Below are 13710 nucleotides of genomic sequence, written 5' to 3'. Positions count from 1 at the left end.
CGCAGCGGGTGGGGGGTGGGGCCGCTGCGCTCCGCCGGGGAGCGATCCGGGAGACGGACCCGGACCGGTGGGGGGTCAGCCGGTGTAGGCGCCCAGCGCCTTGGTGAAGGCGAGCGGGGCCTGGTCGACGGAGCTGCAGGTCGGCTGGGCGGAGTGGGACGCTCCGCCGGGGCAGGGCTGGTCGCGGGTGGCGGACCACATGGACAGCCAGGCCAGGTGCTTGCTCCGGGCGAACGACACCAGGGCGGCGGCGTCGGCGGGCGTGAAGACCTCGCCCTGGACGTCGTTGACGCCGATCATCGGGGTGACGGCGACGGTCTTCCAGGCGTCCGCGTCGCTCCGGCCGAGCGCCTTCTTCACCTGGGCCTGGGTGGCGGTGGCGGCCTGGGTCGCGTAGGTGCCCATGTTGCCGTTGTAGGAGGAGCCGTAGTCCATCGCCATGATGTTGACGGCGGAGACCTGCACGCCGTTCTGCTTGGCGTTGCTCAGCAGGTTGACGCCGTCCTGGGTGAGGCCCTCGGGCATCACCGGCAGGGTGAACGAGACGTCCAGGCCCGGGTGTTGCTTCTGGAGTTGGGCGATGGCCTGGGCGCGGCGGGTGTTGGCGGCGGTGTCGGGGAGCGCGCCACCCTCGATGTCGAAGTCGACCGCGGTGAGCTTGAACTGGTCGACGGCCTTGCCGTAGGCGGCGGCCAGTTCGGACGCGGAGGAGCAGGCGGCGGCGAGTTCGGTGCCGCTCGCGCCGCCGAAGGAGACCCGGACGTCGCCGCCGGCCTTGCGCAGCGCCGGTATCTGCCGGGCGACCGCGTCGCCCGCGAGGTCGCCGGCGCCGCCCCACTTGGGGACGCAGCCGCCGCCGGAGGTGAGGAAGGCGAGGGTGAAGTGCTTCACCCCGGTCTTCTGCGCGGTGCCGGTCAGGTCGTAGGCCGGGGTGAGGGAGGTGTCGACGTAGGGGGTGAAGCCGGCCGCGGTGGCCTTGGGGGCGGCGGGGGCGGGCTTCGGGGCCTTGGTGGCCATCGCGGAGCCCGCGACGGTCAACCCGGCGCCGACCGCCAGCGCGCCGGCCGCGGCCGCGCCGATCAGCTTGGTCGTGCGGCTCGTCCGGCGCCGGTGTGCCGAGGAACTCATCTCGTGCCTGCCTGTCGTCACGTGGGGTGGGGGGACGCACCCGTGGGGAGGAGGTGCGCCCCGCACGCTAGCGGCAGCGAAACGGACAAATGCCGGGTTCCGCACGGAGGTTGGCGGAATTATGGCCGCCTTAAGGAAGCGGAAGGGGCCGGTTAAGAGCCGGCGCCCGGCACGGTGCCGCGGGCCGCCCGCCGCCCCCGGCGGCCGAACGCCCCGCCGCCGATCCGACGGCGCAACCGGTGCCCGCGGCGGGCACCGGGGTGGGGGCGCCGCCCGTCCAGCGCCAGCCAGACCCGGATCTCGGTGCCGCCCAGTACGGAACGGCCGATCCGGACGTCGCCGCCGGTGGACTCGGCCAGTTGGCGGACGATGTCGAGGCCGAGGCCGGTGGACCCGTCGCCCCCGCCGCCGTGGCCCCGGCGCAGCGCGGCGGCCGGGTCGGCGATGCCCGCCCCGGCGTCCGAGACCAGCACGATCACCGCGTCGTCGGCGTTGTGCACGTCGACGGCGAAGGCGGTGCCCTCGGGCGTGTGCCGGAAGACGTTGCCGAGCATCGCGTCCAGGGCGGCGGCCAGGTCGGGGCGGGCGACCGGCACCCGCACCGGACGCTCCACGCCGGCGACCCGGGCGGTGCGGCCCTCGTCCTCCGCCAGCGCCGACCAGAAGTCCATCCGCTCGCGGATCACTTCGGCCGCGTCGCAGCCGGCCGCGGCGGTGACCTGGACGGTGTGCTCCCGTTGGGCGCGGGCGGTGCGGATGATCTGGTCGACCTCGCGCTCCAGTTGCTCGACCGCGGCCCGGGTCTGCTCGGCGGCCGGACCGTCGCCGAGCGAGGCGGCGTTGAGGCGGAGCACGGTCAGCGGGGTGCGCAGCCGGTGCGAGAGGTCGGCGGCCAGCTCGCGTTCGTGGGCGAGGAGTTGGACGACCTGGTCTGCCATGGAGTTGAACGCGCTGGCCGCCGAGCGCAGTTCCTTCGGGCCGTCCTCCTGGACGCGGACGCCGAGGTCGCCGCGGCCCAGGTCGTGGGCGGCGGCGGACAGCCGCTCGGCCGGCCGCACCATCCGGGTGCCGAGCCGGTCGGCGACCGCGACCGAGCCGATGACCAGCGCCAGCCCGACGCCGGCCAGCACCGCCCAGGAGGTGGCCACCCCGTTGGTCAGCGCGTCATCGGGGACGTAGACCTCGACGACCGCGATGCCGGAGGCGACCGCGGTGGGCTGGAGCAGCGAAGTGCCGCCGGAGACCTGGGCGATGGAGGCCCGGCCGAGCCGGATCGCGGCGGCGACGTCGGCGGGGGCGGCCCGGCGGGCGCCGATCTCGGCCGGGTTACCGCCCTTGCCGGCGGCCGGGACGTGGATGCCGATCCGCCCGCCGGGACCGGTCTCGGCACTGGCCAGCGCCCGTTCGAGTTGGGTGCGGTCGGTGGTGATCGCGAGGACCGGGCCGAGGGCGGCGGCCTGCCGTTCGGCGCCGCCGTAGGCGCGGTCGGAGGCCATCTCCTTGACCACCAGCCCCAGGGGCACCGCGAACGCGACCACGACCATCGTGGTGACCGCCAGGGCCACCTTGACCAGGGCCCACCTCACGGCGTCCGCCCCGCGGCCACTCGGTCCGCGCCGCGGGCGGCGCTCATCGCGGCGGCTCCAGCTTCACGCCGACGCCGCGCAGGGTGTGCAGATAGCGGGGCCGGGCCGCGGTCTCGCCCAGTTTGCGGCGCAGCCAGGACAGGTGGACGTCGATGGTCTGGTCGTCGCCGTAGGACTGCTGCCACACCTCGGCGAGGAGCTCCCTGCGGGGCACGACCACACCGGGGCGCTGGGCGAGGAAGGCCAACAGGTCGAACTCCCGGCGGGTCAGGTCCAGTGCGCTGCCGTCGAGCGCGGCCCGGCGGCGCAGCGGGTCGATGGACAGCCCGCCGACCCGGATCACTCGTGAGGGCGGTTCTGCGCCGGGGGCCGCGCCCCGGGACCGGCGCAACACGGCGGCCATCCGCGCCGAGAGGTGCTCGACCGAGAAGGGCTTGGTGAGGTAGTCGTCGGCGCCGTCGTTGAGCAACCGGACGATCTCCGCCTCGTCGTCCCGCGCGGTGGCGATGATCACCGGGACGTCGGTGATGCCGCGCAGCATCTTCAGCGCCTCGCCGCCGTCCAGGTCGGGCAGCCCCAGGTCGAGGACGACCAGGTCGAAGCCGACCTGCGCGACCTCGCGCAACGCTTCCAGGGCGGTACCGACGCTGCGCACCGCGTGGCCGGCCTCGGTCAGGTGCCGGATGAGCGCGGAACGTACGAACTGGTCGTCCTCGACCACGAGCACTCGTGCCATGGGCCGCACCGTACGCCATACGGGCGAGTTTCCTTATGCGAGGTTGACACGCGAACGCCGCCCCACCCGGCAACGGGCAGGCGGCAACCGGTGCGGCGGGTGGGGCAAGATGAGGCAGATGCAACGAGGTCTGGTTCATGCGGCGGCCTGGACGCTGGCGACCGGCGCCGCGGTCGCCCTGTCGTGGTTCGGCGTGCACACCGTGCTGGCCGGCACCGTCTACGACGCACCGCGGGCGCTGCCCCTGTCCGACCAGGTGGACTCCTCGGCTCTGCCGCAGGTCTCCTCGACCCACCGGCCCAAGCCGTCCGCCCCGGCCACCGCGAGCCCGTCCTCCCCCGCCGACGACCGGCCGGCCCGGACCGCCGCACCGTCCCGCACCGCCGGCAGTCCCACGCCGTCCCCGCAGGTCGGCGCGGGCGGCGGCACGTCGCCGGCCACCGGCGGCCGGGTCCGCAGCTACGCGACCTCGGGCGGGCGGGTGGTGCTCTCCCTGGGCTCCGACGCCGCCGAGTTGGTGTCGGCGACCCCCAACGCGGGCTGGGAGATGCAGGTGTGGAAGCAGGACCAGTGGCTCCGGGTCGACTTCACGGGCGGCGGCGCGCGCACCTCGGTGATCTGCACCTGGAACGGCCACCCGCCGATCGTGGAGACCAGCAACCACGCGTCGTAGCACCGGGGTTGGCGCCCGCCGCGGGCTTCCTCAGGTGAAGACGCCGGCGGGCGGGGACGGGGAGGCGACCGCGGTGGCGTCGGTGACCGGGGCGGCGCCGCCGGTGAAGTCCAACAGCGCCCGGCCGTGTTCGACCCGGCCGGCGTGCGGGTCGCCGGCCGCCCGTCGGGTCAGCTCGGCGAGCGGCAGCGTGCGGTCCGCGGCGAGCAGCACGGCGTTGCCGAACCGCTTGCCGCGCAGCACGGCCGGCTCGGCGGTCAGCGCCAGTTCGGGGAAGACCGTGTGGACGGTGGCGATCTGTCCGCGCAGGAAGGCCAGCGGGGGCCCGTCGGCGAGGTTGGCCGCGTAGTACCCGCCGGGCCGCAGCACCCGGCGCACCTCCGCCGCCCATTCGACGCTGGTCAGGTGTGCGGGGGTGCGGGCCCCGGCGAAGACGTCGGCGATGACCAGGTCCGCCCAGTCGTCCTGGATCTTGGCGAGTCCGGCGCGGGCGTCCGCGCCGCGCACCCGGATGCGCCAGGTGCTATCCAACGGCAGGTGTTCCCGGACGAGTTGGACCAGGGGGGCGTCGATCTCCACGACCTGCTGGGTGGACCGCGGCCGGGTCGCGGCGACGTAGCGCGGCAGGGTCAGGGCGCCGCCGCCGAGGTGGACGACGCGCAGCGGGGCGCCGGGCGGGCCGGCCAGGTCGGCGACGTGACCGAGCCGCCGCTGGTAGGAGAACTCCAGGTGCGACGGGTCGGCGAGGTCGACGTGGGACTGCGGGGCCCCGTCGATCAGCAGCGTCCAGCCGTGCGGCCGGTCCCGGTCGGGGCGTAGTTCCGCGATCCCGCCGCCGACCGTTGCGGTGACGGTTTCCGGGCCGCCGCGCCCGCGCCTGCTTCGTGCCATGCCTTCCAGTATGGCGTGCCACCGTGCGGGGGTATCCGCTGGTCAGGGCCGGTGCGGAAGCCGGGGCGGCGGACCGCCCAGCGGCCGGGGCCGTGGGCAGTCCGCCTGAGGTGCCGCGTCCCGACCCGGTCCGCAGGTCGGGGCGGACCGGTGCCGGGTCACTTGTTGACGCAGATGTTCCCGAACCCCGGGTTCAGCAGGGAGAGCACGTTGACGGTGTTCCCGCACACGTTGATCGGGATGCTGATCGGCACCTGGATGACGTTGCCGCTGAGGACGCCCGGCGAGCGGACGGCGATGCCCTTGGCGTGGGCACCGCCTCGGCCGTGGCCCTCGTCGAAACGACCGTGGTGGTGCCGACCCTGACGGCCGTGGTGCCCACCGTCAGCGGAGGCGATACCCGCGCCACCCAGGACAAGCGCCGAGGTGACCGCGGCCAGCGCGGCGGTCTTGGCGAACCGCTTCATTCCATTCTCCTCTCAGTTTACGAATGGGGCATCGGACACAACGAACAATATGGACCGGGGATGCGGGCGTTACCACTTAAGCGGATTCATTAGCCTGTCTGGCTGGTATTCGTCTGATCGAAAACCAGGAAGGTACCGCGGCGCGCCTGCCGCGATTTCCAGCATGATTTCTGCCAGAGTGCTCTCCTGTTTGACTGATTTGCAGCCGGAGAGGACGTCATGCCGAAGTCGCTGGACCGCACCGGGCGCGGCGCCGTGGGCGCGCTCGCGGCCCTGGTCCTGTCGGCCGCACTGACGTCTGCGGCGGCGACGGCGCCCCGGGGGCCCGGGGAATCCGCCCGGATTCCTTTCGCGGAGCGCTTCCACACCACCGGGCACGGCGGGATCGCACGGATCACCCAGACGGTGTCCGCCTGCCGGCCGGCGGCGCGCGGGCCGGCCGCAGCGACCGGCCCGTCCTGCTCGGCGCCCCGGCGCACCGACCGCGCCCGGCTGTGGCTGCCGGCCGGCTCCCGGGTGCGCTACGCGCGGCTGTACTGGGGCGGCGACCTGCGAGGCGGCGGGCCCGCGGCGGCCCGGGACGCCGGGCAGGTGCTGCTCGCCGGGCCCCGCGGCCGTTACGAGGCGGTGCGCGCGGAGGGCCCCCTCGGGCGCCGCAGCACCGGCCGGACCGACGACTACCAGGCGTCCGCCGACGTCACGCCGCTGGTGCGGCAGGGCGGCGCGGGCCCGTACGCGGTGGCCCGGCCGGCCCCCGGGCACCGGCGGGCGCGGGGCACGGGGCGGGCCGGCTGGGCGCTGGTCGTCGCCTACGAGAACCCGCGGGAGCCGCTGCGGCGGCTGGCCCTGTGGGACGGCTTCGAACCGCTGGGCGGGCGCCGGCGGGCGTTCGCGGTGGAACTGGCCGGGCTGCACCTGCCGGCGCGGGCGCACGGGCGGGTCGGGGTCGTCGACTACCACGGAACCCGCCAACACCGCCGCACGCTCTCCGCCCAGGCCGGTCGCATTACTCCGGTCGCGCTCCACGATTCCGTCGATCAGCCGAACGGCACGAAGAATTCAGCCGATCCGAATTCCGGTCGGCGGACGTCCGGGGTATCCGTTAACCGCAGCAACCGTGGTTTTGCTTCAGAGGTCTTGGACCTGACGCCGGCGCTCCGGTCCGGGGGCGATCGGCTGACATTCCGCTTCACCACCCGAAAGGCGGGATATCTGCTCGGGGCGCTCTTCGTCCAGGCCGATCTGCGGCGCTGAACGACGGGCCCGGGCAATTCCCGCGGAGTTCTGACAGCTCGGTAATCAGGGGAGCAGTGCGCGTGCTGCCACAAGACCTGCCGTCCCAGGACCGGCTCACGGTCCTCCATGTGTCCCAGCCGGTCGACGGCGGGATCGCCCGGGTCATCGCCGACCTGGTGCGGTCCCAGGTGGCGGCCGGACTGCGGGTGGTGGTGGCCGCACCGCCCGGCGGGATCCTGCACGTGGAGGCCGCCATCGCGGGCGCCGAAGTGGTGCTCTGGCCGGCCCGCGGCACCCTCCGGACGCTGCTGTCCGGCCGCCGGCGACTGGCCCGGCTGGTCCGGCGCGCCGGCCCCCACCTCGTGCACGCGCACGGTCCCCGCGCCGGGTACACCGCCCGAATGGCGCTGCGCGGACGCATCCCGACCGTCCACCAGCCGCACTGCTGGCCGTTCGAGGTGGTCGGCGGGTTGGCGGCGCGGGTCTGGGAGCGGTACGCGGCGCGCTGGACGCACCGGGTGCTGTGCGTGAGCGAGGCCCAGCGTCGGCGCGGCGCGGCCGTCGGGGTGACGGGCCGGTGGGTGGTCATCCCCAACGGTGTGGACCTGCGGCGCTTCGCACCCGCCGCCGATGCCGCCGACGACGCCCGGGAGGCACTGCGCGAGACCCTGCCCGGGCTGCGCGACGCGGTGCCGGTCGGGGCGCCGCTGGTGGTGTGCGTGGCCCGGCTGTGCGCGCAGAAAGGCCAGTCGACGCTGTTGCGGGCCTGGCCCGAGGTGGCCGCGGCGGTCCGGGACGCCCGGCTGGTGCTGGTCGGGGACGGGCCGGACCGGGCGGCCCTGCAGCGGTCCGCGCCGCCCGGGGTGGTGTTCGCCGGCGCCGCCGACAGTGCCGCCCCCTGGTACCGGGCGGCGGACCTGGTGGTGGTGCCGTCGCGGTGGGAGGGGATGGCGCTGGTCCCGTTGGAGGCGATGGCGTGTGGGATCCCGGTGGTGCTCAGCGACGTCGGCGGAGCCCGGGAGTGCCTGCCGGCCGATGCCGCGGACGACTGCCTGGTGCCGCCGGACGACCCGGCCGCCCTGGCCCGGGCCCTGACCGCCCTGCTGTCCGACCGCGACCGGCGGGCCGCGCTCGGCGTCCGGCTGGCGGAGCACGTGCGGATGGCCCACGACGTGCAGCGGACCGCGGGCGCGGTGCTGAACGTCTACCGCGAACTGCTCGCCGTACCGCCCGTCCTGGCCACGACGCGGACCGATCGATGAGCGCCGACCGCGCGGACGCGCCCGCCCGGCACGCCGGGACGCTGCCCCGGCCGGCCGCCCCGGGCCGGCCGCCCCGCCCGGCGTCCGCCGCCCCGCCGGCACCGGTCCGGGCCGGCCGGCCGCTGCCGCGGCGGGCGGCCCCGGTCCTGCTCGCGACGGCGGACGCCCTGGCCACCGCCGGTACGGCCCTCCTCGTGGGAGCGGACCCGGCGGTGCTCGCCGGGCTGGTGCCGGTCCTGCTGCTGCTCAACGCGCGGGCCGGCCTGTACCGTCCGGGCCCCGCGCCGGCCGCGCTCGACGAGACGGCGCCGCTGGTGGGCCGGTCCGCGACCGCCTGGTGCGCCACGGCCGCGGCGCTGGCCGCGCTGCGCCCCGGGGACGCGTTGGGCCCGGTCGCCCTGCCGGCCGCGGTGGCCGCGACGGCGGTGCTGGCCGGCGCCGGCCGGGCCGTGGTGTACCGGGTCCGGCGGGCCGCCGCCCGGCGCCGCCCGCGGTCGGTGCTGCTGGTCGGACCGGAGCCGGCGGGCCGGCAGTTGGCCGTGGCCCTCCTGGCGCACCCGGAGTACGGGCTGCACCCGGTGGGCGTGGTGGCGACCGGACCGGCCGGGCCCGACGGCGTCCCGCCCGGCGCCGGACCGCCGTTGCTGCGCTCCTCCGAGGCGGTGACCCGCGCGGTCATCCGGCACACCGTGCGCGACGCGGTGTTCCTGCTGCCGCCGGAGAGCGACCCCTACTCCGCTGCGCTGCTCCGCCGGTTCCTCGGGCAGGGCGCGGCCGTCTGGCTGGCCGGGGCCGCCGCCGGGCGCGACGGGCGGCCGGCGGCGCCGGGCACCGGCCACCTGTGGGGGTTCGCCTGCCGGCCGTACGAGACCGCCCGGTCGCGGCCCGGCAGTCCGGTCAAACGGGCCGTGGACCTCGTCCTGGCGTCGGTGGCGCTGGTGCTGACGGCGCCGCTGCTGCTCGGCTGCGCGCTGGCGATCCGGCTGGCGGACGGGCCCGGGGTGTTCCACCGGCCGGAGCGCGTCGGCAAGGACGGCCGCCGCTTCGCCCTGCTGCGGTTTCGCACCGGCCGCTCCGATGGCCGGCCCGGCCGCGTCGGGCGGTGGCTGCGGCGCACCGCGCTGGACGGGCTGCCGCAGCTGTGGAACGTGCTGCGCGGCGAGCTGAGCCTGGTCGGGCCGCGCCCCGAACGCCCGTCCCGGGCCGCGGAGTGCGCCCGCCGGGACCCCCACTACACGGCCCGGCTCCGGATGCCGCCCGGCCTCACCGGCCTGGCGCAGGTGCACGGGCTGCGCGACGGCGCCCGGGCCGAGGACCGGACGCGGTTCGACAACCTCGCCATCGACGGCTGGTCGCCCGGGCAGGACCTGCGGATCCTGCTGCGGGCCGCGATCCGGCCGCGGTTCCGGCGGGAGGGCCGGTGACCCCGGCCCCGGCGGCGCCGCGCCGCCGCGCGCAGCCCCACGACGAGGCCGACCCGGCCGCTGACCAGGCCACCCTGGCCGCTACCCCTGGAGGGACCCGGTGAAAGTCCTGCACGTCATCACCGGCCTCGAAGTGGGCGGCGCCGCGCTGCAGCTGCGGCTGCTGCTGCGCCGGCTGCCCGCCCACTGCGAGGTCGTCACCCTGACCAACCCCGGCCCGCTCGCCGAGGCCATCGAGGCGGACGGCACCCGCGTCACCCACCTCGGGATGACCGGCAACCGGGACCTGTCCGCACTCCCCCGGCTGGCCGGCCTGATCCGCGACGCCGGCCCCGACCTCGTCCACACCCACCTGTACCGGGCGTGCGTCTACGGCCGGATCGCGGCCCGCCTGGCCGGTGTCCGGGCGGTCGTCGCCACCGAGCACTCGCTGGGCGACGCGGTCATCGAGGGCCGGCGGCTGACCCGCGGCGTGCGCACCCTGTACCGGGCCACCGAACGGCTGGGCTCGGCGACCGTCGCCGTCTCGGACACCGTCGCCGCCCGGCTGCGTCGCTGGGGCGTCCCCGAGCGGCGCCTCCACGTGGTGCCCAACGGCATCGAGGCGCACCGCTTCGCCTACGATCCGGCCGCGCGGGCCGCGGTCCGGGCCCGGCTCGGCCTGCCGGTCGACGCGTTCGTGGTCGGCGGCGCCGGCCGGCTGGTGCCCGGCAAGCGGTTCGACGTCCTGGTCCGTGCGGTGACCCAGCTTCCCGGCGTCCACCTGCTGCTGGCCGGTGACGGACCGGAACGGGAGCTGCTCCGGCGGACGGCCGGGCAGTTCGGGTCCGGCGACCGGATCCACCTGCTCGGCGCCCGCAGCGGCGTGGACCGGCCGGCGGCCGGCGACGGGCCGGACATCCCCGGGCTGTTGTCGGCCATCGACGTCTTCGTCTCGCCGTCCCCCGACGAGGCGTTCGGGCTGGCGACCCTGGAGGCCCTGGCAGCCGGGCTGCACGTCCTGCACGGCAGCTGCCCGGTCGTCGACGAACTCCCCGACGACCAGGCCCCCGGCGCCCGCCGCTTCGGCCACGGTGTGCACGAACTGACCGCCGCACTGCGGGAGTTGCGACGCACCGAGGTGGTCCGGCTGCCGGTGCCGCCGGTGGTGCGGCGCTACGACATCGACCGCAGCGCGCAGGAGTTGATGGCCGTCTACGAGGAGGCCCGGGCCGCGGCGCGCCGGCCCCGTCCCGGGGCGGCGCCCGTCGGGCCCCCGCCGCAGGGCCTGCCGCCGGGCGTCTCGCTGCCCGACCCGTCCCCGGCGCCGCTGCCCGACGGGCACTCGCTCTCCCAGCGCTGACCCGGCGGCGGGTCGACCGGTCCGGCAACGGCCAAGGGGCGGCACCACGGCCGCCCCTCACCGGCGCCGTCGCCCCGCGGACGGCGGTCACCTCACTGGCAGCGGTCGACCGCCTCGATCGTGCGGGCCGCCTCGCCCAGCGCCGCCCGCAGCACCGTCGGGTCGGTGGCGTCGCCGTACGCCCCCTCCGGCGGGACCAGCCAGCCGGTGCCGTTCACCGGCGGCTCCGGCGGCGCCCCGTCGCCCGGCGCGCCGTAGGCGGCCCCGCGGGCGTAGGTCTGGGTGCAGGCGCTGCCCGGCACGTCCCAGCCGTCGGCCGTGCCCGGCGGGACCAGGAAGCCGAGGGTGTCGCAGGCGCCGTCGTGCAGGACCGGACCGACGCCGTCCCGCCACCGCAGGATGTCCACCGCCTCCAGGCCCTGCCGGGCCGGCACCGTGACCAGGTCACAGGGCTGGACGACGGTCACCGGGGCGATATGCCCCTCGCGGCCCGTGGCCCGGCCCGCGGACTCCTTGCCGCCCCTGCTGACGCCGGTCTCCCACACGGAGAACCCCTCCTCCTGCACGCGCCACACCCTTTACACCGTCTCCAACGGCGAAACGCGTCAACAGCTACGGCGGCGGAACGCTGCAAAGGATGGCACTTCATGGCGGATCGCAGGTGAGATATTCCGGTTTGTCGCCAAACGCAGGGTGTCGGACCCGTCACAGCGGGTACCGTCGTCCCGCCGCACCGCCAGGACGCGGCACGGTCACACGATGGCACGGAGTAGGGCACGGAAGAGGTCCGCCATGGCGTCGCAAGCGCAGCGTTCAGCGTCGTCCCGCACCGTACCCGCCCGTCCGAACACCGCCTTCCGACAGCTGCGCGGCCGGCTGTCGCCCGGTGAGTTCGCGGCGGCGGTCCGACGGGCCGCCCGTGAGATCGGCGAGCAGGTTTCGTGCGACGCCCGCTACGTGGGCCGCGTCGAATCCGGGGAGATCCGGTGCCCGAACTACGCCTACGAACGGGTGTTCCGGCACATGTTCCCCGGGCTGACGCTGCCCGACATGGGGTTCGCGCCGCGCGAGACGGTACGCGGACGGGGGGCCCGTACGTCGCCGGACAGCGCCGCGCCCCTGGCGACCGACCCCGACCACCGCGATACCCGTATCCAGAACTGCGAGGAGAGCGACGTGCTACGTCGCGCGTTCATCACCGGCGGCCCGGCGGCCGCCCTGGGCCTGACCGGCCTCTGCCCGGCCGGTCGGACCGACCCCCCGGTACCCGCACCGACCGCACCGGAGGGCCCCGCAGCGCCCCTTGCCGCCGTGCCGGGGCCCCGTACCGCCCCGGGCGCCCGGGCCGGCGCCACCGAGGCCACCGCCGTCGAAGAGGCGGTGCGCCGGATCCGTCTGCTGGACGACCGGCACGGCGCCGACGGCCTGTACCACCGTGCCACCCAACCCCTGCGCGCCGCCTACGAACTGCTGGACGCCGGCACCCAACGCCGCGCGATCTACGACCGGCTGCACGCCGGAGCCGGCGAACTCGCGATCTCCGTGGGCTGGTTGGCCCACGACTCCGGCCGCTTCGACGACGCCCGTTCGCACTACGCGGAGGCGCTGTCCACCGCCCGGGTCTGCGGCGACGCCGCCCTGGAGGCGCACGCCTTCTGCAACACCGCCTTCCTGGCCCGCGACGCCGGCCGGCCGCGCGAGGCGGTGCGGGCCGCGCAGGCCGCCCAACAGGCCGCCAAGCGGCTCGGTTCGCCGCGGCTGCGGTCGCTGCTGGCGCTGCGCGAGGCCGGCGGCTGGGCGGGCCTCGGCGACCGGACCGGCTGCACGCAGGCACTGGCCCGGGCCGAGCGGCTGTTCGCGGCCGGGCCCGGGGAGCGCGACCCGGAGTGGATGAGCTTCTACGGGGAGGCCGAACTGGAGGGCCTCACGGCGCAGTGCTGGTCCGCACTGGGCGAACGGGGGCGCGCGGCGGAGCACGCACGCCGGGCGGTGGCGCTCCAAGACCCGCACTTCACCCGCAACATCGCCCTGTTCACCGCGGAACTGGCCGGCAACCTCACGGCGAACGGCACCGTCGACGAGGCCGCCACCGCCGCCCTCCAGGCCCTCACGCTGCTGTCCCGGGTCCACTCCGCCCGGATCCGGGCCATGCTGGACGACACGGCGCGGGCGTTGCGCCCGTACCGCAGTTGCGGCCCGGTCGGCGAGTTCCTGGACCGCTACCGGACGGCCGACGCCCCCGTCGGGCGGCAACCGGCCTGAGCCGTGGCCCGGCCCACGGCCCCGTCGGGACGGCCGCGACGGACGCGACGGCGGTGCTCAGTCCAGGTGCCCGGTCTCGTTCCAGCTCACCACGGCCGGCTCGCCGTACGCCCAGCCGAGCACCGACAGGGATGTCGGCGCCAGTCGGAGCCGGGCCGCGAAGGAGACGTCCAGGCCCAGCCAGCGCGCCCCCAGGACCCGCAGGACGTGGCCGTGCGCGAAGACCAGCACGTCCCGGTCGGCCGAGCGCGCCCAGTCGACCACCTCGTCGGCCCGCGCGGAGACCTCGGCGAGCGTCTCGCCGTCCGGCACCCCGTCCCGCCAGATCAGCCAGTCCGGCCGGTCGGCCTTGATCTGCGCCGGGGTCAGCCCCTCGTAGGCGCCGTAGTCGACCTCCAGCAGCGCGTCCCACTCCTGGGCCCGCGCTCCGAAACCGGCCAGTTCGCAGGTCTCCTTGGCGCGCACCAGCGGGCTGGTGCGGACCTCGACGCCCGGCAGGCCGTCCCAGGGGGCGCGGTGCAGCCGCTCGCCGAGGAGCTTGGCGCCCTGCCGCCCCTCGTCCAGCAGGGGGATGTCGGTGCGTCCGGTGTGCCGGCCGGAGACGGACCACTCCGTCTGCCCGTGCCGGGCCAGGAGAATGCGCGGTGCCATGGGTCGTACCTCTCGCCGGATTCCCGGCTTGTCGTCGTGCTTCGCTGGGCGC

At 76.1% G+C, this 13710-nt stretch carries 12 protein-coding genes and 1 pseudogene; 6 read left to right on the top strand and 7 right to left on the bottom strand.

Features of this window, described 5'->3' with window-relative positions; all coding sequences use genetic code 11:
- Positions 1 to 75 precede the first annotated feature (75 nt).
- From ACLJT4_RS32075 to ACLJT4_RS32065, 3 genes and pseudogenes are all read right to left on the bottom strand, one after another.
- A pseudogene (locus ACLJT4_RS32075) lies at positions 76 to 975 on the bottom strand (chitinase); the annotation flags it as partial.
- 305 nt (positions 976 to 1280) lie between these two features.
- Positions 1281 to 2714: an ATP-binding protein gene (locus ACLJT4_RS32070; RefSeq protein ID WP_411127671.1), complete on the bottom strand. Its 1434-nt coding sequence runs from the start codon at positions 2712 to 2714 to the stop codon at positions 1281 to 1283.
- Between the two features lie 43 nt (positions 2715 to 2757).
- Positions 2758 to 3450 (bottom strand): response regulator transcription factor, encoded by a 693-nt coding sequence (locus ACLJT4_RS32065; protein WP_411127669.1) that lies wholly within the window; start codon positions 3448 to 3450, stop codon positions 2758 to 2760.
- 118 nt (positions 3451 to 3568) lie between these two features.
- Here ACLJT4_RS32065 and ACLJT4_RS32060 point away from each other — a divergent pair, with 118 nt between their 5' ends.
- The gene (locus ACLJT4_RS32060) at positions 3569 to 4123 is read left to right on the top strand and encodes a hypothetical protein (protein ID WP_411127667.1); all 555 of its coding nucleotides are present in this window, start codon (positions 3569 to 3571) and stop codon (positions 4121 to 4123) included.
- A gap of 30 nt (positions 4124 to 4153) precedes the next feature.
- Here the strand turns inward: ACLJT4_RS32060 and ACLJT4_RS32055 are convergent, their stop codons facing one another.
- Together ACLJT4_RS32055 and ACLJT4_RS32050 are read right to left on the bottom strand one after the other, a co-directional pair.
- Positions 4154 to 5014: a spermidine synthase gene (locus ACLJT4_RS32055; protein WP_411127665.1), complete on the bottom strand. Its 861-nt coding sequence runs from the start codon at positions 5012 to 5014 to the stop codon at positions 4154 to 4156.
- A gap of 158 nt (positions 5015 to 5172) precedes the next feature.
- Positions 5173 to 5481: a chaplin gene (locus ACLJT4_RS32050; RefSeq protein ID WP_016578451.1), complete on the bottom strand. Its 309-nt coding sequence runs from the start codon at positions 5479 to 5481 to the stop codon at positions 5173 to 5175.
- Between the two features lie 219 nt (positions 5482 to 5700).
- On the opposite strand from ACLJT4_RS32050, the gene ACLJT4_RS32045 reads away from it, so the two are divergent.
- The 4 genes from ACLJT4_RS32045 to ACLJT4_RS32030 all read left to right on the top strand — a co-directional run bounded on the left by ACLJT4_RS32045 (position 5701) and on the right by ACLJT4_RS32030 (position 10745).
- Positions 5701 to 6735, top strand: coding sequence for a hypothetical protein (locus ACLJT4_RS32045; RefSeq protein ID WP_411127663.1), 1035 nt, complete (start codon positions 5701 to 5703; stop codon positions 6733 to 6735).
- Positions 6736 to 6797: 62 nt separating this feature from the next.
- Positions 6798 to 7979: a glycosyltransferase family 4 protein gene (locus ACLJT4_RS32040; RefSeq protein ID WP_411127661.1), complete on the top strand. Its 1182-nt coding sequence runs from the start codon at positions 6798 to 6800 to the stop codon at positions 7977 to 7979.
- Positions 7976 to 9403 (top strand): sugar transferase, encoded by a 1428-nt coding sequence (locus tag ACLJT4_RS32035; protein WP_411127659.1) that lies wholly within the window; start codon positions 7976 to 7978, stop codon positions 9401 to 9403. Before ACLJT4_RS32040 ends, ACLJT4_RS32035 begins: the two co-directional genes overlap by 4 nt.
- A 100-nt stretch (positions 9404 to 9503) precedes the next feature.
- Positions 9504 to 10745, top strand: a complete 1242-nt coding sequence (locus ACLJT4_RS32030) for a glycosyltransferase (RefSeq protein ID WP_411127657.1) — start codon at positions 9504 to 9506, stop codon at positions 10743 to 10745.
- A 92-nt stretch (positions 10746 to 10837) separates the two neighbouring features.
- Here ACLJT4_RS32030 and ACLJT4_RS32025 read toward each other — a convergent pair whose 3' ends face one another.
- Positions 10838 to 11311 carry a hypothetical protein gene (locus ACLJT4_RS32025; protein WP_411127655.1) on the bottom strand — a complete coding sequence of 158 codons (474 nt, stop codon included), beginning with the start codon at positions 11309 to 11311 and terminating at the stop codon, positions 10838 to 10840.
- A 226-nt stretch (positions 11312 to 11537) separates the two neighbouring features.
- Between ACLJT4_RS32025 and ACLJT4_RS32020 the strand changes: the two genes are divergently transcribed.
- Positions 11538 to 13007, top strand: a complete 1470-nt coding sequence (locus tag ACLJT4_RS32020) for a tetratricopeptide repeat protein (RefSeq protein ID WP_411127653.1) — start codon at positions 11538 to 11540, stop codon at positions 13005 to 13007.
- Between the two features lie 57 nt (positions 13008 to 13064).
- Here the strand turns inward: ACLJT4_RS32020 and ACLJT4_RS32015 are convergent, their stop codons facing one another.
- Positions 13065 to 13658, bottom strand: a complete 594-nt coding sequence (locus ACLJT4_RS32015) for a histidine phosphatase family protein (protein WP_016576076.1) — start codon at positions 13656 to 13658, stop codon at positions 13065 to 13067.
- Positions 13659 to 13710: the final 52 nt, after the last annotated feature.

The sequence above is a fragment of the Streptomyces sp. x-19 genome (assembly GCF_046549115.1).
GTDB lineage: Bacteria > Actinomycetota > Actinomycetes > Streptomycetales > Streptomycetaceae > Streptomyces > Streptomyces albulus_C.
Note: the sequence above shows the minus strand (reverse complement) of the source record. Positions and strands in the feature narration are given on the sequence as shown.